24 protein-coding genes are annotated in these 21,707 nt (G+C 59.7%); 14 read left to right on the top strand and 10 right to left on the bottom strand.

All coding sequences use genetic code 11. The features are described 5' to 3' along the window. The first annotated feature begins 125 nt into the window (after positions 1-125). The 3 genes from P3T17_RS19975 (at position 126) to P3T17_RS19965 (ending at position 3,169) form a co-directional block, all read left to right on the top strand. Positions 126-866 carry an ATP-binding cassette domain-containing protein gene (locus P3T17_RS19975; RefSeq protein WP_074265626.1) on the top strand — a complete coding sequence of 247 codons (741 nt, stop codon included), beginning with the start codon at positions 126-128 and terminating at the stop codon, positions 864-866. 26 nt (positions 867-892) lie between these two features. Next, positions 893-1,918, top strand: a complete 1,026-nt coding sequence (locus P3T17_RS19970; RefSeq protein WP_074265627.1) for an ABC transporter permease — start codon at positions 893-895, stop codon at positions 1,916-1,918. 258 nt (positions 1,919-2,176) lie between these two features. Further along, on the top strand, positions 2,177-3,169 hold the full coding sequence (locus P3T17_RS19965; RefSeq protein ID WP_074265628.1) for a sugar-binding protein: 993 nt from the start codon (positions 2,177-2,179) through the stop codon (positions 3,167-3,169). A gap of 105 nt (positions 3,170-3,274) precedes the next feature. Here the strand turns inward: P3T17_RS19965 and P3T17_RS19960 are convergent, their stop codons facing one another. Next, positions 3,275-4,048, bottom strand: a complete 774-nt coding sequence (locus P3T17_RS19960; RefSeq protein ID WP_429408664.1) for an SDR family NAD(P)-dependent oxidoreductase — start codon at positions 4,046-4,048, stop codon at positions 3,275-3,277. 139 nt (positions 4,049-4,187) lie between these two features. Between P3T17_RS19960 and P3T17_RS19955 the strand changes: the two genes are divergently transcribed. Then, on the top strand, positions 4,188-5,072 hold the full coding sequence (locus tag P3T17_RS19955) for a LysR substrate-binding domain-containing protein (RefSeq protein ID WP_429408663.1): 885 nt from the start codon (positions 4,188-4,190) through the stop codon (positions 5,070-5,072). Positions 5,073-5,151: 79 nt separating this feature from the next. Here the strand turns inward: P3T17_RS19955 and P3T17_RS19950 are convergent, their stop codons facing one another. Then, complete coding sequence (locus P3T17_RS19950; RefSeq protein WP_429408662.1) at positions 5,152-5,457, bottom strand: hypothetical protein; 306 nt, start codon at positions 5,455-5,457, stop codon at positions 5,152-5,154. 90 nt (positions 5,458-5,547) lie between these two features. On the opposite strand from P3T17_RS19950, the gene P3T17_RS19945 reads away from it, so the two are divergent. The 6 genes from P3T17_RS19945 (at position 5,548) to P3T17_RS19920 (ending at position 9,921) form a co-directional block, all read left to right on the top strand. Beyond that, positions 5,548-6,264: a TetR/AcrR family transcriptional regulator gene (locus P3T17_RS19945; protein ID WP_429408661.1), complete on the top strand. Its 717-nt coding sequence runs from the start codon at positions 5,548-5,550 to the stop codon at positions 6,262-6,264. Positions 6,265-6,410: 146 nt separating this feature from the next. Then, positions 6,411-6,698, top strand: a complete 288-nt coding sequence (locus P3T17_RS19940) for a GCG_CRPN prefix-to-repeats domain-containing protein (RefSeq protein ID WP_074265631.1) — start codon at positions 6,411-6,413, stop codon at positions 6,696-6,698. A 110-nt stretch (positions 6,699-6,808) separates the two neighbouring features. After that, positions 6,809-7,381: a TetR/AcrR family transcriptional regulator gene (locus P3T17_RS19935; protein ID WP_429408660.1), complete on the top strand. Its 573-nt coding sequence runs from the start codon at positions 6,809-6,811 to the stop codon at positions 7,379-7,381. 83 nt (positions 7,382-7,464) lie between these two features. Then, positions 7,465-8,346 carry an NmrA family NAD(P)-binding protein gene (locus P3T17_RS19930; protein ID WP_429408659.1) on the top strand — a complete coding sequence of 294 codons (882 nt, stop codon included), beginning with the start codon at positions 7,465-7,467 and terminating at the stop codon, positions 8,344-8,346. A 74-nt stretch (positions 8,347-8,420) separates the two neighbouring features. Further along, positions 8,421-9,182 (top strand): SDR family oxidoreductase, encoded by a 762-nt coding sequence (locus tag P3T17_RS19925; RefSeq protein ID WP_429408658.1) that lies wholly within the window; start codon positions 8,421-8,423, stop codon positions 9,180-9,182. 22 nt (positions 9,183-9,204) lie between these two features. Beyond that, on the top strand, positions 9,205-9,921 hold the full coding sequence (locus P3T17_RS19920) for a GNAT family N-acetyltransferase (protein WP_429408657.1): 717 nt from the start codon (positions 9,205-9,207) through the stop codon (positions 9,919-9,921). A gap of 70 nt (positions 9,922-9,991) precedes the next feature. On the opposite strand, the gene P3T17_RS19915 is transcribed toward P3T17_RS19920, so the two are convergent. Next, positions 9,992-10,603 (bottom strand): sterol desaturase family protein, encoded by a 612-nt coding sequence (locus P3T17_RS19915; protein WP_429408656.1) that lies wholly within the window; start codon positions 10,601-10,603, stop codon positions 9,992-9,994. A gap of 95 nt (positions 10,604-10,698) precedes the next feature. Further along, complete coding sequence (locus P3T17_RS19910; protein WP_429408655.1) at positions 10,699-11,337, bottom strand: YebB family permuted papain-like enzyme; 639 nt, start codon at positions 11,335-11,337, stop codon at positions 10,699-10,701. Between the two features lie 118 nt (positions 11,338-11,455). Between P3T17_RS19910 and P3T17_RS19905 the strand changes: the two genes are divergently transcribed. Both P3T17_RS19905 and P3T17_RS19900 read left to right on the top strand, forming a co-directional pair. Further along, positions 11,456-12,220, top strand: coding sequence for a helix-turn-helix domain-containing protein (locus P3T17_RS19905; RefSeq protein ID WP_429408654.1), 765 nt, complete (start codon positions 11,456-11,458; stop codon positions 12,218-12,220). A gap of 63 nt (positions 12,221-12,283) precedes the next feature. Beyond that, positions 12,284-12,685 (top strand): hypothetical protein, encoded by a 402-nt coding sequence (locus tag P3T17_RS19900; protein WP_429408653.1) that lies wholly within the window; start codon positions 12,284-12,286, stop codon positions 12,683-12,685. Positions 12,686-12,691: 6 nt separating this feature from the next. On the opposite strand, the gene P3T17_RS19895 is transcribed toward P3T17_RS19900, so the two are convergent. Together P3T17_RS19895 and P3T17_RS19890 are read right to left on the bottom strand one after the other, a co-directional pair. Further along, on the bottom strand, positions 12,692-13,948 hold the full coding sequence (locus P3T17_RS19895) for an MFS transporter (RefSeq protein ID WP_429408652.1): 1,257 nt from the start codon (positions 13,946-13,948) through the stop codon (positions 12,692-12,694). Positions 13,949-14,138: 190 nt separating this feature from the next. After that, positions 14,139-15,416 (bottom strand): LysR family transcriptional regulator, encoded by a 1,278-nt coding sequence (locus tag P3T17_RS19890; protein ID WP_074265638.1) that lies wholly within the window; start codon positions 15,414-15,416, stop codon positions 14,139-14,141. A 536-nt stretch (positions 15,417-15,952) separates the two neighbouring features. On the opposite strand from P3T17_RS19890, the gene P3T17_RS19885 reads away from it, so the two are divergent. Both P3T17_RS19885 and P3T17_RS19880 read left to right on the top strand, forming a co-directional pair. Next, positions 15,953-16,495: a hypothetical protein gene (locus P3T17_RS19885; protein ID WP_074265639.1), complete on the top strand. Its 543-nt coding sequence runs from the start codon at positions 15,953-15,955 to the stop codon at positions 16,493-16,495. 51 nt (positions 16,496-16,546) lie between these two features. After that, positions 16,547-17,668: a porin gene (locus P3T17_RS19880; protein WP_429408651.1), complete on the top strand. Its 1,122-nt coding sequence runs from the start codon at positions 16,547-16,549 to the stop codon at positions 17,666-17,668. 153 nt (positions 17,669-17,821) lie between these two features. Here P3T17_RS19880 and P3T17_RS19875 read toward each other — a convergent pair whose 3' ends face one another. From P3T17_RS19875 to P3T17_RS19860, 4 genes are all read right to left on the bottom strand, one after another. Further along, positions 17,822-18,529, bottom strand: coding sequence for a substrate-binding domain-containing protein (locus P3T17_RS19875; RefSeq protein ID WP_429408650.1), 708 nt, complete (start codon positions 18,527-18,529; stop codon positions 17,822-17,824). A gap of 20 nt (positions 18,530-18,549) precedes the next feature. Next, the gene (gene ligK / locus P3T17_RS19870) at positions 18,550-19,233 is read right to left on the bottom strand and encodes a 4-carboxy-4-hydroxy-2-oxoadipate aldolase/oxaloacetate decarboxylase (protein ID WP_429408649.1); all 684 of its coding nucleotides are present in this window, start codon (positions 19,231-19,233) and stop codon (positions 18,550-18,552) included. Positions 19,234-19,250: 17 nt separating this feature from the next. Further along, complete coding sequence (locus tag P3T17_RS19865) at positions 19,251-20,276, bottom strand: amidohydrolase family protein (RefSeq protein WP_429408648.1); 1,026 nt, start codon at positions 20,274-20,276, stop codon at positions 19,251-19,253. A gap of 66 nt (positions 20,277-20,342) precedes the next feature. After that, on the bottom strand, positions 20,343-21,692 hold the full coding sequence (locus tag P3T17_RS19860; protein WP_074265643.1) for an MFS transporter: 1,350 nt from the start codon (positions 21,690-21,692) through the stop codon (positions 20,343-20,345). Positions 21,693-21,707 lie beyond the last annotated feature (15 nt).

Raw genomic sequence — 21,707 nt, 5'->3', positions numbered from 1 at the left:
AAACCCCGGTATCCACATGTCTTGCGAAAAGGCACTGTTGTGCTATAAAAAAATGCTAGTCAGCTTATCTTCCGGTCGCCCTGCCGAAGAAACGGGCGGCTCCACTGGAGCGAGCACGATAATTTATGAGTCTGTTGGAGCTCAGAGACGTATCCAAACATTTCGGCGCCATTCACGCCCTGAACGAAGTGACGTTCAGTCTGGAGGCCGGCGAGGTAGTCGGGCTCATGGGGGACAACGGTGCCGGCAAATCGACCCTGGTGAAGGTCATTGCCGGTAACTTTCCGCCATCGCACGGCGAGATTCTCATCGACGGCAAGGCGGTGCATTTCAACCGTCCGGTTGACGCCCGCGCCCAGGGAATCGAAGTCGTCTATCAGGACCTCGCGCTTTGCAACAACCTGACGGCAGCCGCCAATGTCTTCCTTGGACGTGAGCCGAGGATCGGCTTCGGACCCATCCGCATTCTCGATCACGCGGCCATGTACCGGCGCGCCGGCGAGCTCTTCAAAGAACTGAAATCGGAGACACGTCCCCTCGATCTGGTCCGGCAGATGTCGGGCGGCCAGCGGCAGGCCGTGGCGATCGCCCGCACGCGTCTGTCCGAAGCGCGGCTCGTCATCATGGACGAACCGACCGCAGCCATCAGCGTGCGCCAGGTGGCGGAGGTGCTCGATCTCATCAAGCGTCTCTCCGAACATGGCATTGCTGTCATTCTCATCAGCCACCGCATGCCTGACGTTTTCACGGTCGCCCATCGCGTAGTCGTCATGCGGCGCGGACACAAGGTTGCGGACAAAAAGATTGAAGCATCGTCTCCGGAAGAAGTCACCGGCCTCATCACCGGAGCGATTGCCACCGCCTGAATCTGACTCGCACGGGAGTCCCGAAATTGAACGATCCGCAGGAACAGCCCACACCCCTCTCGGCACTGCTCGACAATCCGCAGGCCGCGCGGACACATACCCGCTGGTCGGGGCTGCTCGCAAGCCAGGTGTTCTGGGTGGTCGCGGCCACGATCGTCGCCTGCGTCGTGCTCTCGTTCGTCACCTCCACGTTTGCGACGCAGCAGAATCTGTTCAACGTCACGCGCAACTTCGCTTTCGTTGCCATCGTCGCGCTCGGCATGATGGCCGTGATCGTCACGGGCGGCATCGACATTTCGGTCGGCTCGACGATCGGCCTCTCCGGCATCGTGCTCTCGGTGGTCATGAATGCCGGCTATCCGATCTGGGCCGGCATCGGCATGGGCCTGCTGACCGGCGGAGTCGTCGGCCTCGTCAACGGTTTCCTGATCGCCTATCTCGACATGCAGCCGTTTGTCGTGACGCTCGGCATGCTGAGCGTCGGTCGCAGCCTCGCGCTGGTGTTCTCCGGCAGCCGGACCATTTTCGATTTCGGTCCCGACGGCGCCAAGCTGCTCGCACTCGGCGGCGGCAAGACGCTCGGCCTCGCCAATCCGGTGTGGTTCCTGCTGGTCCTCGCCGTGCTGTTCTGGTTTGCCTTTGCATTTACGCGCTGGGGCCGCTACGTGTTCGCGGTCGGCGGCAATCGCCATGCAGCCAATCTCACGGGCGTGCCGGTGCGTCGCATCATCTGCTCCGTCTATCTGCTCGCCGGGCTCATGGCGGGCGTCGCGGCCATTCTCGAAGTCGGCTGGCTCGGCGCGGTGACGACGGGCCTCGGCACCGGCGACGAATTGCGCGTGATCGCCGCGACCGTGATCGGCGGCACCAATCTGATGGGCGGGATCGGCAGCGCGTTTGGGACCGTGGTCGGCGCCGCACTCATCGAAGTGATCCGCAACAGCCTGATCCTGCTGGGCGTGGACTCGTTCTGGCAGGGGACGGTCGTGGGTGCGTTCATCATCGTCGCCGTACTGTTCAACCGGCTGGGTGGCGAGCGGCAGGGAGATTGACATGTCTTCGGACGCACTGGCCGCGATTGCGACCGGTGCCTGGGGTGCGACCGGGCGAGATGCGGAACTGCCGGACGCAGGGGCTCACAAGAAACGCCATGTTCCGCAAGAAGGTTAAGGTCCGGAGACGGACTTGCCTTGCGATTATTACGACAATCGTGCGAGCAGACATAGGCACCGCAGAGCCGGCGCCTATTACTTTGTATGGGACTGGACGAGGCGCCAAAGCGCTCACTCCGGCCGACACAGGAGGCGACAATGAAGAAAATGTTGATGTGTCTTGCTGCGATCGGAGGGCTCGCTGTACTGGGCACCTCCGCGTCCGCAGCCGATAAAACCCTGGCGCTGGTCGTGAAGGGGCTCGACAACCCCTACTTCGACCTGATGCATCAGGGATGCGACCGGGCGAACAAGGAGCTCGGCAAACAGGGCTACACCTGCTACTACACTGGTCCCGCGACCGCCGCCGACGAAAGCGCTGAAGTGCAGATCATCGACGACCTGTTGACCAAGGGCGTATCGGCCATCGCGATTTCGCCCGCGAACGCTCCGGCCGTGGCGGAAGAATTGCGCCGCCGCAATGTGACGATCCCGGTCATCACGGCGGATGCCGATCTGTTGCCGAAGGATGCGTCGCTGCGCAAGACTTATGTCGGCACCGACAACTACGAACTGGGCGTCAAGCTCGGCGAGCAGTTGAAGCTGCTGATGCCCAAGGGCGGCAATATCTGCCTCGTCATGGGGAACCCCGCGGCCGAGAACATCAACCAGCGCGCAGCAGGTACGCGTGACACACTCGCCGGCAAGAAGGGCGTCCAGAAGCTGGCGGGAGAAAACGGCTGGAAGGAAATCAGCGCCTGTCCGCTTTACGTGAATGACGATGCCGCCAAGGCGAACCAGATGATGCAGGACACGCTCACGGCCAACGCGACCGGTCTCGATGCCTTCGTGCTCGAGGGCGGTTGGCCGCTGTTTGCACCGCAGGCCTATTCGCAGGTCGTTCAGCCGATCATGGACAAGATCAATAGCGGCAAGTTCGTGATCGTCTCGGCGGATACGCTCGGACCGGAGATCCAGGCGCTCAAGGATCACAAGGTCAACGTGCTCGTCGGCCAGCGGCCGGAGGAAATGGGCTACCGGTCAGCCATGGTCATGCGTGATCTCGCGGAAGGCAAGACGGTGCCGCCCGTCATCCATACGGGTCTCGACACATGCACCTGGAAGAACGCCGACACCTGTCTCAAGCATTGAGGACGGGTAGCGTCCATTAGTTGCGGGGATGGATGAGGAGCCGAGGCAGCGATGCCTCGGCTTTTTTTAATCGGTGCTTTGTAGAACAGGCCATGCCCCCGCGGCTTAGGCGATCGAATAGCCGCCGTCGACCAGAAGGCCGTGCCCGGAGATGAACGAGGCGTCGTCCGAGGCCAGGAAAGCAACGACCGCAGCCGTCTCTTCCGGGGTGCCCGCGCGGCCCGGCACCGTAGTTGCCGCAAAGGCGTCCTTCGCTTCCGCGCTCGGCCAGATGCGGTCCTGGAACGGCGTGTCGATGATGCCCGGATTGACAGCGTTCACTCGAACCCCTTGCTTGAACAGTTCGATCGCAGCCGTCTTGGTAAGGCCAAGGACCGCGTGCTTGCTGGCGACATACAGGCCCGCGTTGCCAAAGCCGATCACCCCGCCCATGGACGCATTATTGATGATCGTGCCGCCGCCCTGCGCGAGCATGGCCTTGGCCTCGTGCTTCATTGACCAGAACACGCCACGAACATTGGCGTTGAAAATCGTCTCGTAGGTCTCGTTGGTCTGCTCGACGAAGGGCGAGAACGCCCCCTCGGTACCGGCGTTGTTGAATGCGACGTCGATACGCCCATAAATCGAAATCGTCTTTGCGATGAGGTCGATCACGCTTTGCTCGACGTTGACGTCTGCGACGACGGCCGAGGCCTCGTAGCCGCCGCGTTTGATCTCGGCAACGAGTTCCTCGAGTTCCGATTGCCGACGGGCACTTGCAACGACCCTGGCACCACGGCGGGCAAGTTCAATGGCCGTGGCGCGGCCAATGCCGGAACTTGCACCGGTCACCAGCGCGACCTTGCCGGACAGCGTTTGAGGATAGACAGAGGCGTTCATTTGTATCTCCAGAATCGATAAGTGGGTCTCAAGAAAAGGATCGGGACCGTTCCCGCTCACTCCTTGATGCAATTCTGGAGCTCCAAATTGTTATGATAAAGTGGCCAATCTTTCGTACGATGCTGAATGAAATTCATCAATGGAAAACGCTGAGCTGGCAGAGCTGGCCGTGTTCGCGGCGGTCGCGAGGCACTTGAGCTTCAGGCAGGCGGCTACCGAACGAGGCACCTCGTCCTCGGCGATCAGTCATTCAATCCGCAGCCTCGAGTCCCGGGTCGGCGTGCGGCTTTTCCATCGCACCACGCGGAGTGTTTCGCTGACCGAAGCCGGCGAGATGTTGCGTGCCCGGCTAGAACCCGCGCTGACCGACATGCGGGCAGCAGTGGATGAACTAAACTCGTTTCGTGCGACACCATTCGGCACGGTGCGCATCAACGTTCCGAACTCGATTGCGCCGTTTGTGCTTGGCGACGCCATAGAGACGCTGCTAAAGAGCAACCCTGGGCTAAAGCTGGAGATAATCGCGACCGACACGCTGGTCGACATTGTCGAGGAAGGCTTCGACGCGGGCATTCGTTTTGGCGAGCGTCTGACGCAGGACATGATTGCGGTGCGTATCAAATCGAAGTTCCGCTTTATCGTCGTCGGTTCGCCGGGGTACTTCAAGGGAAAGCAGATTCCAGGCACACCGTACGATCTGAAGAACCACACGTGCATCCGCTATGCGTTTCCGAGCGGCACGATCTTTCATTGGGAATTCTTCAGAAACGGCGAAGTCGTCCAGGTCGAAGTCGATGGACCGCTCACCGTCGATAGTCAGGAACTCATGGCAGACGCCGCCGCACGCGGCCTAGGGCTCGCGTATGTCTGGGAAGATCGAGCGGCGCCTTATCTGCGTAGCGGGAAACTCAAGCGATGCCTCGAAGACTGGAGCGCTATCGACGAGGGGTTGTTTCTGTACTTCCCGAGCCGCAGACATCAGTCGGCCGGGCTGAGGGCGCTGATCGAGGCGCTGAAGGCCTAGGTCCGGGCCGCGGGCCTCGCGTGTCGATCGCAGCGCCTCGCCTCGCGGCGAGCGTGCGCGTCGGCTTCATACCAAGTCGCTACTCCCACGTCTTGCGGGCTTTGCCGAAGTGGATCGCCGAAAAAACGCCCATCACGACGAAGCCAAGACATCCTGCGACGAGCGCGGGCTCAGTCGCGGCCGGCATTCCATGGCGCGCAAGAAGAAAGCCTCCAACCAGAAGGTTGGCACACCCCCAGAGGACATTAACAAGTGGTGACGAACGCCCTATTCCTCTGGGCGTTGCGAAGGGAGTGGGAAATGCCTCTCCCCTCAAGCCGCTCGCGAGATGCGGCAAGGAATTGCAGATGAATAGCCCGGAAAAGAACATTGCGATGTAGTACATGGAGGTAACCTGAGAGTTGTCTGGATTTGCGAGGGTATCCTCTCATAAATGAGATACTAGAGGCAAGCCTCGCATAATTAATTTGAAGCCATGGAAAGAGAAACCGTCTTTCTTGCGTTATTGCTTCGTTACAACGGCCGGGGAAATATGAGAGGATTCGCTCTCAAAACCTCAACTATCTTCAGCGAGAACCTCATTCCCATGCCATCCACCCGTCCTACCGTCGCGCAAGAACCAAAGAGACAGCGAGGCCGCGATCGCGTCGCGGCCATCATCGAGGCGGGCGTCAAGCTGTTTAAAGAAAAGGGCTTTGACGCGGCGACGATGACCGAGATTGCAGCGCAGTCGGGAACGGCGATTGGCTCGCTTTACCGGTTCTTTCCATCCAAAGAGGCGCTAGCAGACGCACTGCTCCTGCAGTACGCCCAACTTGTCGCGACGGAGTTGACGGCACTCGAAACGAAAGTGTCGGGCATGTCGCCTGACGAAGTGGCCGATGCACTGGTGGATTTCTCGCTATCAGTGCGCCCACAGCACAGCTTCGCGATTTCACTGCTCGAGGAGCGTGGCGGCCGAGACGAGAAACGCGTCGAGTTCAGAGATGCCATGCGTAGCCACATTGCAAAGATACTTCGCAGAGCGATTCCCGACCTGGGAACCGCCCGGTCGAGAACCATGGCTATTGTCGTCTTGCATACGCTCAAAGCCGTGACACGAGCCGAAACAGAAGCGCCCGCCACACGGACGCAAATCCTCTCGGAAATTCGCAAGCTGCTGCGCGTATACATCGCCTCGGCTCATGACTGAGCGCCACTGGATGCGCGATCCAGAAATCACGCAAAAACGATAAGAAGCAGCCACGGCGAAGGCGCTCATTTTTGGCTAATTCTCGCCACGCAGAATGGCTCCTGTCAGCAAGAGCGTCTCACCCACACATGCGACAGGAGCCAATCATGAACATGAAACTTACTGCGTCACTCGTTATCGCTACGACAGCGTTAGCGTTTTCCATCGGCAACGCACAAGCAGCACAAGGCTGCGGACCGGGAGGATGGAGGAATGCCTGGGGTCAATGCCGTTATGCGGCTCCGGTTATCGTCCAGACCGCCCCGGTCGTGTATGCCGCGCCTGCGGCCCCCGTTTCGAACTACGCCTGCCCGCCGGGATACTGGCTCGGTCCGTGGGGACATTGCCGTAACACGCCCTACCATGGCCGTTTGCCGAACGGGATGTACCAGTGAGGCCGCCTGATGCATCGATCATGCGTCGCAATCGCACTGCGTGGACGGGTTGACTTTCTTTTAGATGATAACTATCATCTAAATCATGATGTCACCGGGAGCCACGAATCATGAGGAAATCCAAGGCAGAAACCGCCGAGACTCGTCAGCGAATCGTCGAGGTGGCCGCACGGGAATTCAGGGCCAATGGCATCCAGACAACTGGCGTCGCCGACCTGATGTCCGAGGCGGGGCTGTCTCATGGCGGCTTCTACCGGCACTTCGACTCGAAAGATCAACTGGTCGCTGAAGCATGCGAAGCGGGACTGGCCACCATGATCGGCGAGCTCGAGGAAGCGGCCAAGGGCAGCGAAGGCAAGGACGGTTTCAGGGCTATCGTTGAAGCTTATGTTTCGTCGACGCATCGCGACGAGCCGGAACATGGCTGCCCGCTTGCCGGTCTGGGGAGTGAACTGGCACGCGCCGACGAACAGGCCCGCGCTGCGGCCTCACATGGGTTTGATGAGTTCGTCGAAGTATTGGCGAAACGCATCGGGCGCCGGCAGCCGGAAGCGGCAAGGTCCGAGGCTGTCTTCGCGCTCTCGGCCATGATCGGCGCCATCACGATGTCGCGAATCATTGCAGACCCCGACGCTTCACTGTCGGTATTGCAGGACGTCAGGCGACACCTCGAAGCGATCTAGGTATTCCCGGAGATTTTGCATCCGTCACTTTCTTTGACTTTTTGTGTGCATATACACTCACAGTGCGCATTGGAGAATCCACCATGAAGCAACATCAATACCTCATCACGGGCGCCACTGGAAAAACGGGCGTCCATACGGTTCGAAATCTTCTCAAAGGTGGACATGCCGTTCGCGCGTTCGTCCACAAGGAGGACGAACGGAGTGCGACGTTGCGCAAGGAAGGTGCCGAAGTCGTGGTTGGCGATCTTCTCGAGCATGACGATGTCATTCGTGCAATGACCGGTGTGACGGGCGCGTATCTGTGCTATCCCGTGCTTCCCGGCTATATCCAGGCCACCGCATACTTCGCAGATGCTGCAAGACGCGCAGGCGTTGATGTTGTCGTGGAGATGTCGCAGATCTCCGCGCGGGAAGACTCAAAGAGTCATGCCGCACGCGATCACTGGATTGCAGAACGTGTGCTCGACTGGTCCGGTGTGCCGACCGTCCACATTCGTCCGACCTTCTTCTCCGAATGGCTCACCTTTCCGTGGGTGCTCGATTCGATCATGCAGGAAGGCAAGATCACGCTGCCATACGGCGCGGGACGCCATGCGCCAATCGCAGCGGAAGACCAGGCTCGCCTGATCGCCGCTGTGCTTACACGCCCGGCTAACCATATCGGCAAGACTTATCCGTTGCTTGGCCCCGTCGAACTGAACCAGCAAGAGATTGCCGATGAGATCGGCAAGGTGCTGGGCCGCAAGATCACCTATAGCCCGTCGACCATCGAACAATACCGCGAGCATCTGGAGAAATATGGTCTGCCGGAATTCCTGATCCAGCACTTTCTCGCGATCGCTGTTGACTACCAGAACGGAATTTTCTCCGGAGCGGACGGCGTCATCAGTGAGATCACCGGGCGAGCCCCGCAAACCGTTGATGAATTCGTGCAAGCCAATCGCCGCGCGTTCGAGCAGTAATTTTTCCAGGTATGCGGCTTCTTTAGTCTGTCAAAACATACTTCTCATGCAGCAATCTTAAAGGAGTACGAATCATGAAGCTCAGCGGGAATACCATTTTCATTACCGGCGCAACCTCAGGCATCGGCCGCGGCCTCGCCGAAGCATTTCATAGCAGGGGCAACAAGGTCATTATCGGCGGCCGTCGAAAAGCCTTGCTCGATGAAGTGACGCGAGCCAACCCCGGCATGGATGCAGTCGAGATCGACGTGAGCAGTCCGGCGCAAATCGCCAGCGTGACCGAGAGCCTGAAGCAAAAGTACCCGGCGCTCAATGTCCTCATCACCAATGCGGGCATCATGCCGTTCGACGATGTGACCGGTCCACTGGATGACGCGCAGGCAGTCCATCTGGTGAACACCAATCTGTTGGGCCCCGTCCGGATCAGCGGTGCATTGATCGAACATCTGAAGAAGCAGCCGGAAGCATTTATCATTAACAACAGTTCGGTTGTAGCGTACATTCCGATGTCGATGGCCGCACTGTATTCGGCAACCAAGGCCGCAATCCATTCATACTCGCTGTCCCAACGTTTTGCGTTGCGTGAGACAAGCGTGCAGGTGCTGGAGATCGCACCGCCCTGGGTCGATACCGATCTGATATACAAGAGCGGCGACGCGCGCGCGATGCAACTGGAACCCTTCATTGCGGAAACCATGGCGTTGCTCGAGACCGCCAGCACGGAGGTCGTCGTCGAAGCGGGCCAGCAGTTGCGCAACAGCGCCGGGCCGAATGAGCATGAGGTCGTGAACTACCTCAACCAGATGATCATCGACAACCCTTTGCCGATGCCTTAACAGACTTAACGCAGGAGAAGCGATGTCTGAAGCAAAACCCCGAAGCGACGCGAACGGCGCTCATCCTCTCGACGCGGTGATATGGAACGCGCTCGCTGGCAAGCAGAATCACCTGGCAATCGGGGATGCTCGCGCACGGCGGTATCCGACGGATATCGGGCGCTTTGCTGCAGTGGCCGATCACAGCCCGGAGTCCTTTGAGGCATTGCGTTCGCTGATCGACGCACAGGACTCGGTTGCCCTGGTTACCGCGGATGAGGTTGCGTTGCCTTCCGGGTTCTCTGTCGTCAGACGCGCGGCATTGCTTCAGATGATCTGGCAAGGCAAGCTCGGTCAACAAAACGAACTGCAGCATGTCAGCCTCGCCGGGGCCGATGTCCCAGACATGCTCGCTCTGACCGCTGCCACGGAGCCGGGTCCCTTTGGCCCACGCACCATCGAACTCGGTCAATACATTGGTGTTCGTAGTGAGGGCAAGCTGGCCGCGATGGCCGGCGAACGCATGAGGCTTGACGGCTTCACCGAGATTAGCGCCGTTTGCGTGGATCCGGCGTTTCGGGGCCGCGGTTATGCCGGCGATCTGATGAAGCTGCTGATTGCGGCGATCAGCGCACGCGGCGAGACACCGTTTCTGCACGTTTTCACATCGAACCAGTCTGCAATAGCGCTGTATCGCAAGCTGGGGTTTGTTGACCGGCATGAGATGCATCTGGCGGTGGTTAGCGACGCGCGGGGTTAGACGGCCCGTGAAAGCCACACGCACGGCACGAGACTCGAAGTTCAAACTTCGAATCTCGAAGCCGAACGGCTCACCGGCGATGCACGTCCTGGTAGAGAATCATATCCTTCAGCCTCTGCTCCTTGTCGCCGTCAAAGCCACACTGACCATCCCACGTAACGGGGTTTTGATAGGTTCCAAAGATCATGTCCCACCAGGTAATATCGCCGTAGTTGTTCCTGTGCGATCCGAGTTCATGGTGAATACGATGCATCTCAGGGCGCTGAAAAAAGAAGCCGACCCAACGGGGTGTCCTGCAGTTCGTGTGATAGAAAAACTCGCCGACGGCCGTGCAAAACGTATAAACAACGCCTGCCTGGATTGAAAGGCCCAGCAACGAGTAGACGAGGAGGCTCCCGAGCACGGAGTTGACCACCATCTCTCCAGGGTGCTTGTAAAACGAGGTGATCACTTCCAGCCTCTGCGGACTATGGTGAATCTGGTGAAACAGCCGCCAGAGAACTCCGGATTCATGGCGCCAGCGATGCCACCAATAGAACACAAAGGTCGCGATGAAATAGGCGCAGATACCGCCAACGCCGGGCGTCATGTATCGCGAGAAATGAAACAGCGAATGCGCCGATAGCCACTTCTCCCAGGTCATCCCGGCCACCACGACGACACAAAGTTGCACCGCGTTCATGAGAAGGACTCGCACTGGCCAGGTGCGGATATGAGGCAGGCGCCAGCCGGGACGAATTGTCTCCAGCGCCAGGCAGCAACCGAAGAGAAAAAATATTATAGGGAGCATGATGAGGATTCCCTATCGTCGGCAGCAGGCACTGCGGTGCCGGGCTCGCGCCAGTTATCCAGCAGAACGTTGACATCGGGGCTCTCAAGCAGGCTTGCGGGTGTCACTGTGCGGCGTTGCCATGGAATTCGACCGAAATACCAAAGTCTCCAGAATCCGGTTCGGGGATTCGAATTCCGGCTGAACAGCATTTCAAAGGTTTCGACGTCGCCTATCAGGATGCCTGTTGCCTCGAAGATCACTTCCCGGACGAAGCGCGAGCAGAACTGGCGCCGCGACTCCAGATTGAAGCCGGGGTCGTACAGAACCCCTATGCGCCGCGTTGCCGCCGAGACCAGTACGCTTTCCTGCTGGTTTCCAAGTGACTGCCTGAGTCGCGCAACCGCAAACGCACCATGCTCGGAGCGGGCGAGAAACTTCGATAACAACGTGATGCGCGACAACGGAAAAGTACTCTCCGCGATGAGCCAATCGCCTCCACGATTGCCAACAACGATCCCGACGTGGTTCGTCCACGAACAAGTTGCGCTTGCAACTTCGAGAAATGGCCTTGCGGTGACCCTGATGAATATCAGGTCTCCGATTCGCAAGTACCGATGCGCGTTTGCGCGATTGAAAGTGGACATGGCGACCCTCCTCCGTTCATGGCATGACGGGCAGGATGTCACCGGGTCGCCTTATACGCACCTATTATTTGTCAATATGCGTAGAATGCGCCAACAGGTATCGGATTTCAATACTTCCATGACAGAGATCGCGCGATTGGTCACGACACTCAAGCGCCGCTTCAAGGCAGCGGGGCTAACCTATCGACAGGTCGCAAGCGCGCTAGACCTTTCGGAGGCAAGTGTGAAGCGCCTGCTAGGCAACGGGCACATAACCGTAGAGCGCCTCGCCCAGGTCTGCGACCTGCTCGGTGTCACAATGGCCGAACTCCTGCATGAAGCCGACACGTCAGAGCCGCTCGTCCATACGCTCACGCCACAGCAGGAAGCGCAACTTGTCTCGGATGAGAAATTCCTGTTAGTAACGGTGTGTGCGCTCAATCACTGGTCGATGGATGACATCGTCTCGGCCTACCGGCTAACAACGGCAGAATGCATCAAGTACCTGCTCGTGCTGGACCGTATGGGCCTGATCAATCTGAAGCCCGGCAACCGGATCCGCCTGCTGGTAGCGCGAGACTTCGACTGGTTGCCCGATGGCCCCATCCGGCAATTCTTCGGGCGGCATGGACTGCCCGACTTCATGAATAGCGGTTTCGACGGACCGGATGGCGCGATGAGCTTCGTGCACGGCATGTTGACGAAAGCGGCCTTCAATCAGATGAACGAAGAGTTCTCCAGATTGCGGGCGAAGTTTGCCGCGCTTCACGATCAATCCGCCTCTGCTCCGTTGTCGGACAAGACGGGAACCGCGCTCATGCTTGCCATGCGCGCGTGGGAACCACAGGCTTTCAGCAAGCTAAGACGTGCAACTGGGACACCTGGCGCCAGGAAGAACCGCTAGCGCTCTCTTCCCGCCGATACCGTTACAATCCCTCACTTCGATCCGACAATCGTGATTCGCGCCATGAAACATCTCTTTGCATCGACACTCGCGCTGGTCATCGCGACCACAAGCACCGTTGCGATAGCCCAAACATCCGGGGGTGGCGATGCGCCCAAACAACATTGCGATTCAGGGTATGTCACCGGTGTGGGTGGCGCGGCACAGAGCTTCCGCGAATACCTCGCGCTCCCGGACAGAGACAGATATCGCTACTTCGCGGACCACCAGATCCAATGCAAGATCTCCGACGAGGGCCGTGCATTTGACTGCACCGGCGTCACCAACCTTAAGCATGAACAGATGAGCGTGTACGACGACAGCGACGGCGCGACGATCACCGTGACCTCGCGCGTGGAACTCGATCAGGGCACCTATCCGGCGATTATCGTGGTGCAAAGAAAGGACGTTCAGTGCGGGCAGTAAATGCCCTCACTGAACCGAGACGGTCTTGCGGTTCGGCGCGGTCCTGTTGATATGGTTGTAGATCGCGCCAATGGCCATCAGCACCGAAGTTCCGAGAAACACCGCGCGCATTCCGAAGTGTCCTCCAACGAACCCGCCTAACAAAGGTCCAAGCACCTGCCCGGTGTACTGGGCGGACGTCGAATAGCCCAGCATTCTTCCTGCAACCGTCTGTGGCACGTTGTGTCTGATGACACTGGCCACGCACGGCAAGAGACCACCGAGCGCCGTTCCCATCAGAAATCTCAGCACCACGAGTTGCCACCCCGCAGTAACGAAGGCTTGGGGAATCAGAAGAACTGCCGCGACCGCCAGACAGCCGACGATCACATTCCAGTGTCCGATCCGATCGGCCAACCGTCCCAGGCGCGACGCGGACAGTATGCTTCCCAGGGCCGCGGCGGACATCACCAGTCCCGCCACAAAGGTCACCTGACGCACCTCGACGATCTGTGCGACGAACACCGTGATAATGGGCTCGATCGACATGTTCGCCACCATCAGCAACGCACCGGTGACGAGCATCGCGACGACGGGGCGTCGGTCCGGGATGGCCTGCCAGTCGACCTGCTGCTTCTCGGTCTTCTTCGGCGCAAGTCGCGGGTCTTCCTTGAGAAGAAACGCCGTAGCGAGAAACGCGACAAAAATGAGTGCCCCGGCAGCGAAAAAGGTTGCGCGCACACCGATCAGCGGAGGTAACGAACCGCCAATCAAAGGACCCGCAAGATTGCCGGCCATGATCCCCGACGACAACACACCAAGCGCCCAGCCGCAGCGACTTTTCGGCGTCTGGGTGGCGACCAGAACGGTGGACCCCGACGCGTAGCCGCCAAGAAGTCCTGCCAGCAGTCGCAACGCCACCAGTTGCCAGACGTTGTGCGCCATACCGATCAGCGACATGGCAACCGCCATACCCAGGCTGGCGCGAATCAGCATCAGCTTGCGGCCGTAACGATCGCCGAGCCGCCCCCACAAAGGAGCGGTTAACGCAGCGGACAGGAAGGTAGCGCCATACGCGACACCGGACCATTGCACAATCGCCGCATGGCTCTTGACGCCCAGTTCTTCGACATAAAGAGGCAGGAACGGCAGCAGCAGGGTCATCGCCACAATGGTGGTGAACGAGCCGAAGACACAGACAATGAGGTTACGGCGCCAATGGACGGCGCCGTCCTGGGCGGGCGGCATTGGAGGCTGCGAGACGCTAGCGGGCGGGTTCGCCATGATTCGATCCGGGGAAGACGTGGCCGTCATTCAACGGACCCTATTGGCGGTCCGTTGAGTATTGCCGCTGCTTTACCCCACGAAACGGTTTCAGGGGCGACAGTTTGCGATCCTACGGCGTCTCCGGGTAGACATCCAGTCCATTACTCATACTAGTACCGGGAATACCGGTGTTGGCGTTGCCGCCGGCTCACGTCAAGGATGTGGCGCCCTCGTTTGATGCCACTGGCGCTCGAAACCCCGGCCGCCTGAGGGCGCCTACAGACAGGCGGATCGCATCGATCAAGGCGCGCGCCGCGGGCGACGGCGTCCCTTCTGCCCGCACGGTCAAGCCGATATCGCGCTGCGTGTTATGCAACGGTACGTCCAGCACGACGAGTTGGCCCGACTCGCACTCGTAATGCAACTGCTGCGCCGAGAGCGCCGTCACCATGTCGGTGTGCAGCAGCAGTCCGCGAATCACAGCCAGGTCGGCCGTTTCGACCGTGGGCATGGGCGGCTTCAGCTTCAAGCGGCGAAACTGCGATTCAAACAGCCCGCGGGCCGGAGCATGGATGCGCGGCACAATCCACTGGACCTGGCGCAAGTCCGCCATGGTCAGACCGCGCACATTTGCGAGGGGATGATCCCGGCGGGCCAGCACAACCATGTCTTCGGTCACCAGCCTCTCATTCTGCAGGCCGCTGGTTGGCTCATTGTCCCGCAGCGCACCAAGAATGAAATCGATGTCGCCCGCCCGCAGGCCGGCCACCAGCGTTTCATAGGCACTCTCGTCCGTTATGACCCGCACCCCCGGATGTTGCGCACTCAGACGGGCAATCGCATTGGGAAGAATCAGCGTGCGGCCAAGCGGCAACGCGCCGACCGTCACGGCACCCTGAATGTTGCCGTGCAGCGCAGCAATGTCATCTGGTATGTGGCGCAGTTCGTTCAACGCGCGTCCCACGTACAACAGGAAGGTCTCGCCCTCGGTGGTCAGCAGGATGCCTCGCGGGCCGCGATGGAACAGCCGCAAACCCGAGCCGCTTTCGAGAACCCGGATAGCACTACTGACAGCCGGCTGGCTGATGCCGAACGCGCTCGCGGCGGTGGGCATGTGACGATGACGCGCCAGTGCCCGGAAAATCTGCAGGCGCCGCGTGTTGAGCAGGTAGGCCGGCAGCGTGCCTTCGGCAGGCACTCGCCGGCGAGCCTGCCTAAGCGCGCACCACAGTGCCAGCTCGCCGATTTCGGCAAAGATCCGCTCACACCGCTTTAGCACGGCGCGCCCCGTCGGCGTGGGCAACATGCCGGACGGCTTGCGCTCGAAGAGCGGTTCCTCGAGCGCCGATTCGAGTTCCTGCACCGACCGGGTCACGGCCGACTGCGCGCGAAAGAGCTCGGCGGCAGCGCGTGTCGCGCTGCCTGTGTCGGCAACAAGTTTGAACGCTCGCAGATGGGCCAGATTGAGAAGTTCGTTGTTGCTCACGGTGATCGTCGGTTATCGGTCAAAGATTGAAGCGGGATGTTTCGAAAGCCCCCGCGACGAGAGCGAGTCCCAGGCGGACGCAGAAAGGATTTCCCTCCGTTGATTCAGGCATTCCTTACACCCCTGCCACTGTTGTATTGCGTGCACAGACGAGATTGCGACTTCATTCTTTTCCCATCTGATTTCTTTATGACCCTGCGGATATCACCGTTGCCTGCAAGCGTATCCGCCAAAGCTTCGGGATACCAACCGTTCCTTACACAGTACGGATTTCAGAAGCTTACGCCGCCTCACCGCAAACGCAAAATGGTGCTGGATCCGCACTTTATACGGATCGCGAATGGTTAACCCCAACTTTCAGCACGATCCCTACTTTCTATATCTTCGTGTCCCAACGGATCACGTTGTTATGGCCGCACGGCCACCGCAGCGTATTCGATTTTGCATGAGCCGGGTACACGTAGCTCAGCACGCGAAGTGGCGCGGATCATTCGCACCATGACGTTTTATACGGGGCTTTCTCGAGGAGAGTAGACATGAGCGGTAACTTCAGCATGAGCGGTAACGACGTCAACAAGGGTTCGGCTTTGAACTCGGACAAGCAGGATCTGAAAACCCTATTTCGTGCCGGCGCGATTGGCGGCCTGACCGGTGCGGTATGCATCTGGATTTACGAAGCACTGATCTGGGTTGGAGTGCAACACCTGATGCCGCTGGCGGGCATTCCGCGCAACGCGACGGGTCTCGTGTTCGGTAAGGCCGTGCAGGAAGCGCTTGGCATCTGGGCGTATCTTCTGGGCACCTTGATTCACTTTTCCTTCGCGATCGGCTGGGGTGTCCTGTTTGCTCTCATCTGGCCGTATTTCCGTCGCCGCGGGTACGAAGCGACTTTCATCGCGCTGTTCTACGCCATCATTGCGTGGATCGCGATGCACGTGGCCATCTCGATCGCTTCGGACAATCACCCGAATTACTACGACCCCGCCGTCATCATTGGTGGCTTCATGTCGCACTTCTGCTTCACGGTGCCGCTCGCACTGACCGTGAAGAGACTGCTGGCATCGCATCCGGGTGCGTAGTTCGACGAATTCAGTCTAGAGCGATAAAGGCAAGAGGAGCAAGGCAAAAAAATGAATCCACGTAAAATAGCAGTACTTATTATATCGGTGCTGGGGATCATCTCTGCGGAACACGCGCAGGCACAATCATCGGTCACGTTGTACGGGGTACTCGACGAGTTTGTGGGATACCAGTCCAGCAAAACCGGCGGGAAGAACCAGTCTCTGGTTACGCTCGGCAACAACGGAGAACTCACGAGCCGTTGGGGCCTACGCGGAAGCGAGGATCTTGGCGGCGGCTACCGCGCGATATTCGACCTCGAGAACGGCTTCGATCCAGGCACGGGCTCCATGCAGAACGCCTATCGGTTCTTCGACCGGCAGGCATGGGTGGGTATCGCGTCGCCTTACGGTGACGTGAGACTCGGCCGTCAAAACACGCCGATGTTCGCCTGGAGCGGCAATCTGGACGCGTTTAGCGCGGCGACCTACGGGTCTGGCTTCAACAACTTTGCCAACTGGCAGGCTCGCGTCGATAACGATATTGCGTATATCTCACCGAAGTTCTACGGCACCCAGGTCGAACTTCACTATTCGGTGGGCGGTGAAGCGGGTGACGCGGCGGGTAATGCCGTCTATCAGGCCGCCGTCCAGTCGAACGTTGGTCCGGTCTACCTTGCGTTGGCTTACCTGAATGCAGCCAACCCAACGAACAGTGTGCGTGTTCAGGAAGCCATGGCGGGCGCCAACTACGACTACGGTTGGGGAAAGATCTATTTCGGCTTCTTCAGAGCCAATGACATCATCTCCTCAACGACCGGAAATGCGCTGGCCAATCCCGCCGGGAAATACAATCCGGCGACAGGCGTGGTCGGCAACGTGGCAGGCAATTACCACAATACCTATTCGTTCTCTGCCGATTACCACATCAATCCGTTCTTTAGCATAGGGGCTGGATACGCGTTCATCACGGATAGTTCGTCGCTCGACAACACGGCGCGCGAGTTCAGCGCCATCGTCAACTACGACCTCTCCAAGGCGACCCGACTGTACGCAGTGGTATCGAGGTTGAACAACTCCAACACGGCCGCGTACAAGATGACTGGCGCCAGCATCACAACGGGATCGTTCCTGACGCCAGGCGCAGGTCAGAGCGAAACCGGCGCACAGATCGGCATTCGCCACATGTTCTGACGATGCATCGCAGCCCGGTTATCCGCGAGGATGATCCGGGCTGCGTACCGATGGCTCAGTAGAAATGGAAACGTTTGAAGCAGGCCAGCGTGAACCGCTGGCCTGTTGACTTACATAGGCCCGCTAGACGGGCTCACGCATCAGGCCGGCTTATCAGGCCGGCTCCATCCCATGAGCCAGCTTGGCCGAAGCAGCCTCGGGCGACGCCAGAAACGACAGCAGCGCCTGAGCTGCTTCGCGCTGCTCGGACACCGCGCAGATAGCGGCCGAGAATACCGTGATGATCTGGATTTCAGCAGGCAACGCGCCAATGACATCGATGCCTGGCACATGCATCATCTCGCTCCATTGCTGAAACCCCAGCTCGACCTGGCCTCGTGCGACAAGCGTGCCGACTGGTACGCCAGTCGGCGCCTGCACCATACGCGGCGCGATGGTCTCGACAATGCCCCAGCGTTCGAACAGACGAACCAGTTTCTTGCCGCTAGGCCCCGTGGAATAACCGATGCTGCGCGCGGCGAGAATGGCGTCGCGAGTCGCAGTTTCAGTGCTGATATCGGGTCGCGGCGCACCTGCGGCCACCGCTACCGCGACGCCCGAACGCGCAAGATCGACCCGGCTGCCCGGCACAACGCGGCCCGCTTCTGCCAGCCGCTCGATCACATCAGCCGCCAGCACCACAATGTCAAACGGTTCGGCATCCTGAACGAGACGGGCCGCGACAACGCCGCCCTTCGATTCGATCAGCACCCTCCGTCCGGAACGCCGCTCATAGGCGGCGCTCAATTCGGCCAGCACATCACGGGTGGCCATTGAAGAGACACCCGTGATCGCCTGATTCATGGTTTCGATTTCGTGCATGGCCTCGATTGCCGTCCTGTTCAATCGATATATCGCAAACCTGCCTTCTGCAGCGGTTCGCGCATGTTGTACATGTCCAGACCCAGCACGCCGGAGGCAAGCTTGGCTCGTTTCTCGCCTTCGAAGGCTTCACGCGCAGCCGCTTTTTCCAGGACCTTGGCCGCTGAGGCAGCAGGCACCACGACGATGCCGTCCTCGTCCGCCACTACGGCATCGCCGGGATTTACCAGTGCGCCTGCGCATACCACCGGTACGTTCACGGAGCCCAGCGTCGCCTTGACTGTACCCTTGGCAGAGATCGCTTTGCTCCACACTGGAAACTTCATCTCGGCGAGCACGGTCACGTCGCGCACACCTGCATCGATAATCAGTCCAACGGCGCCGCGGGCTTTGAAGCTGGTCGCCAGCAGATCGCCGAAATAGCCGTCGGTGCAATCCGCCGTGACACCCGCAACGACGATGTCGCCCGGCTGGATCTGCTCCGCCGCCACATGGAGCATCCAGTTGTCGCCCGGCTGCAGCAGCACCGTCACGGCTGCGCCGCCTACGCTTGCGCCGCTATAGATCGGCCGCATGTACGGTTTCATCAGGCCGGTGCGGCCCATCGCCTCGTGCACGGTTGCAGAGCCGAGCGCGCCCAGCCTGGCCGCCGCGTCACGATCTGCGCGTTGAATGTTGCGATATACGACTCCCAGTTCATACATGACCGATCTTCCTTCCTTTAACGTTCTCGGGATTTCAATGCTGCATCGAGGCGCGGATAGACACGTCGCGCGTTACCCTCGTAGATCTTGTAGCGCTCGTCCGCATTCATGTGCGCGGCTTCGACATAACGCTTCGTATCGTCGAAATAGTGGCCTGTTTCCGGGTCGATTCCGCGCACGGCGCCGATCATCTCGCTCGCAAACAGAATGTTCTCCACCGGGATCACGCGCGTAAGCAGGTCGATGCCCGCCTGGTGATACACGCAGGTGTCGAAGAACACGTTGTTGAGCAGATGATCCTTGAGCAATGGCTTCTTCAGTTCCTGCGCCAGTCCGCGAAAACGTCCCCAGTGATAAGGCACAGCACCGCCGCCGTGCGGAATCACAAAGCGTAGCGTGGGAAAATCGCGGAACAGATCCGACGTGAGGCACTGCATGAAGGCGGTGGTGTCCGCGTTCAGGTAGTGCGCGCCGGTGGTGTGAAAACACGCGTTGCAACTCGTGCTCACGTGGATCATCGCGGGGATGTCGTACTCCACCATCTTCTCGTAAATCGGATACCACGAGCGGTCAGACAGCGGCGGACTGGTCCAGTGACCACCGGACGGATCCGGATTCAGATTGATCGCAACGTTGCCGTATTGCTCCACGCACTTGACGAGTTCGGGGACGCAGGTGGCGATGTCGACACCCGGGCTTTGCGGCAACATGGCCGCGGGAATGAAATGATCGGGAAACAGTCGGCTCACGCGATAGCACAGCTCATTGCAGATCGCCGCCCAGGTGCTGGAAACTTCGAAGTCGCCAATGTGATGCGCCATGAAGCTTGCACGAGGACTGAAGATCGTCAGATCGAGACCGCGCTCGCGCATCAGCCGCAACTGGTTGCTCTCGATCGATTCGCGCAGTTCGTCATCGCTGATTTGCAACTCGGCGACCTTCGGCCGCTCTGCGGGATTGTTGATGCCCGCAATCTGACGGTTGCGCCACGCCTCCAGCGCCTTCGGAGCGGTGGTGTAATGGCCGTGAATATCAATGATCATCGTTGTTTCCAGATAACTGAAGCAGGTTTCAGCGCGCGACGCTGGCTGGCGAGCGCGCCGAATTGTTTAATGCGCCGCGGTCGGCTGCGGCACCGCCTCGCTGGCGTTGGTACGCTGAGCCAGCAAGATGGCGATAGCGGCCAATGCGGCGGGCACAGCCAGCATCGCGAGAATGGCGCCGAACTGCCAGCCGAGCCCGAGCAATGCGCCGCCGATCGCAGAGCCAAAGATGCTGCCGAAGCGGCCCACGCCAAGCATCCAGCTCACACCGGTTGCACGCGCAACCGTCGGATACCGGCTCGGCGCAAAGGCATTCAAGCCCGTCTGCGCACCGCTCATGCAGAAGCCAGCGAGGAACACCAGCAACGTGAGCGACGAGGACATGGCGCCGATCCAGCCCAACGCGAGCACGCACAGACCGCCGCCCACGTAAGCCGCACTGATCACAGGCGCAGGCCGGACCTTGTCCATCACCCAACCGACCAGAATCGCGCCAATGGTGCCGCCGATCTGGAACATGGCCGTCACGTTGGCAGCAGTGCTGACCGTCAATCCAGCGTCTTTCATCAACGTAGGCAGCCAGCCGGTCAACAGGTAGATGACGAGCAGGCCCATGAAGTATGTGACCCATAGCGCCACGGTCGTGACGCCGTAGCCATGCGCGAACAGCACGCCGATCGGCTTGCGCGTGGGCAACGGCGGTTCGTTCGAGACGAAGACCTCGTCACCGGAAAAGCGTGCGCCGGTTACTCGGCCCAGGATAGCGCCAATCCGCGCGGATGCGACGCCGCGCACTGCCAGCAGACGAGCCGACTCAGGCAGCAACCAGACCTGCAACGGAATCAGCGCCAACGGCAGCACGCCACCGAAGATCAACACGGCGCGCCAACCATGAGCGGGGATCAGCCAGCCGGCAGCAAAGCCGATCAGCGCTGAGCCCAGGTTGAAGCCGGTAAACATGATCGTGATCAGCAGCGCACGTTTGCGCTGCGGTGCGTACTCCGACAGCAAGGTCGTCGTGTTCGGCATCGCGGCGCCAAGGCCAATGCCCGTCAGCAATCGCAGCAATGCCATGGTCGCGGGCGACTGGGTAAAAGCCGTCGCGATCGTGAAAATGCCAAACAGGAAAATCGACGTAATCAACACCCACTTGCGGCCAATACGGTCCGAAGCGGGGCCGGCTGTCAGCGCACCGATCACGAGACCAATCGGCGCCGCGCTCATCACCAGACCGAATGCGGGTCGTGAAATGCCCCAGTCGTGAATGATCGAAGGTGCGATAAATCCCATGATGGCGACATCCATGCCGTCTGCCGTAACCACGAGAAAACACAGCACCACCAGTAGCCACTGATACGCCGAGATCGCCCGGTCATCAATAAAGGCCTTGATATCAATCGTTTTACCGCTTGCCATCTGCTTTCTCCTGTC

Source organism: Paraburkholderia sp. GAS82 (assembly GCF_050436285.1).
In the GTDB taxonomy this organism is placed as follows: Bacteria; Pseudomonadota; Gammaproteobacteria; order Burkholderiales; family Burkholderiaceae; genus Paraburkholderia; species Paraburkholderia phenazinium_B.
The sequence above is the reverse complement of the archived record's forward strand: the minus strand, read 5'-3'. Positions and strand labels throughout refer to the sequence as shown.

What these genes read in the sequence shown, in the direction of transcription:
- P3T17_RS19975 (WP_074265626.1), top strand. Translation starts at nt 126, where the DNA reads ATGAGTCTGTTGGAGCTCAGAGACGTATCCAAACATTTCGGCGCCATT.
- P3T17_RS19965 (WP_074265628.1), top strand. Translation starts at nt 2,177, where the DNA reads ATGAAGAAAATGTTGATGTGTCTTGCTGCGATCGGAGGGCTCGCTGTA.
- P3T17_RS19960 (WP_429408664.1), bottom strand. Translation starts at nt 4,048, where the DNA reads ATGAACGCCTCTGTCTATCCTCAAACGCTGTCCGGCAAGGTCGCGCTG.
- P3T17_RS19955 (WP_429408663.1), top strand. Translation starts at nt 4,188, where the DNA reads ATGGAAAACGCTGAGCTGGCAGAGCTGGCCGTGTTCGCGGCGGTCGCG.
- P3T17_RS19950 (WP_429408662.1), bottom strand. Translation starts at nt 5,457, where the DNA reads ATGTACTACATCGCAATGTTCTTTTCCGGGCTATTCATCTGCAATTCC.
- P3T17_RS19945 (WP_429408661.1), top strand. Translation starts at nt 5,548, where the DNA reads ATGGAAAGAGAAACCGTCTTTCTTGCGTTATTGCTTCGTTACAACGGC.
- P3T17_RS19940 (WP_074265631.1), top strand. Translation starts at nt 6,411, where the DNA reads ATGAACATGAAACTTACTGCGTCACTCGTTATCGCTACGACAGCGTTA.
- P3T17_RS19935 (WP_429408660.1), top strand. Translation starts at nt 6,809, where the DNA reads ATGAGGAAATCCAAGGCAGAAACCGCCGAGACTCGTCAGCGAATCGTC.
- P3T17_RS19930 (WP_429408659.1), top strand. Translation starts at nt 7,465, where the DNA reads ATGAAGCAACATCAATACCTCATCACGGGCGCCACTGGAAAAACGGGC.
- P3T17_RS19925 (WP_429408658.1), top strand. Translation starts at nt 8,421, where the DNA reads ATGAAGCTCAGCGGGAATACCATTTTCATTACCGGCGCAACCTCAGGC.
- P3T17_RS19920 (WP_429408657.1), top strand. Translation starts at nt 9,205, where the DNA reads ATGTCTGAAGCAAAACCCCGAAGCGACGCGAACGGCGCTCATCCTCTC.
- P3T17_RS19915 (WP_429408656.1), bottom strand. Translation starts at nt 10,603, where the DNA reads ATGAACGCGGTGCAACTTTGTGTCGTCGTGGTGGCCGGGATGACCTGG.
- P3T17_RS19910 (WP_429408655.1), bottom strand. Translation starts at nt 11,337, where the DNA reads ATGTCCACTTTCAATCGCGCAAACGCGCATCGGTACTTGCGAATCGGA.
- P3T17_RS19905 (WP_429408654.1), top strand. Translation starts at nt 11,456, where the DNA reads ATGACAGAGATCGCGCGATTGGTCACGACACTCAAGCGCCGCTTCAAG.
- P3T17_RS19900 (WP_429408653.1), top strand. Translation starts at nt 12,284, where the DNA reads ATGAAACATCTCTTTGCATCGACACTCGCGCTGGTCATCGCGACCACA.
- P3T17_RS19895 (WP_429408652.1), bottom strand. Translation starts at nt 13,948, where the DNA reads ATGGCGAACCCGCCCGCTAGCGTCTCGCAGCCTCCAATGCCGCCCGCC.
- P3T17_RS19885 (WP_074265639.1), top strand. Translation starts at nt 15,953, where the DNA reads ATGAGCGGTAACTTCAGCATGAGCGGTAACGACGTCAACAAGGGTTCG.
- P3T17_RS19880 (WP_429408651.1), top strand. Translation starts at nt 16,547, where the DNA reads ATGAATCCACGTAAAATAGCAGTACTTATTATATCGGTGCTGGGGATC.
- P3T17_RS19875 (WP_429408650.1), bottom strand. Translation starts at nt 18,529, where the DNA reads ATGCACGAAATCGAAACCATGAATCAGGCGATCACGGGTGTCTCTTCA.
- ligK (WP_429408649.1), bottom strand. Translation starts at nt 19,233, where the DNA reads ATGTATGAACTGGGAGTCGTATATCGCAACATTCAACGCGCAGATCGT.
- P3T17_RS19865 (WP_429408648.1), bottom strand. Translation starts at nt 20,276, where the DNA reads ATGATCATTGATATTCACGGCCATTACACCACCGCTCCGAAGGCGCTG.
- P3T17_RS19860 (WP_074265643.1), bottom strand. Translation starts at nt 21,692, where the DNA reads ATGGCAAGCGGTAAAACGATTGATATCAAGGCCTTTATTGATGACCGG.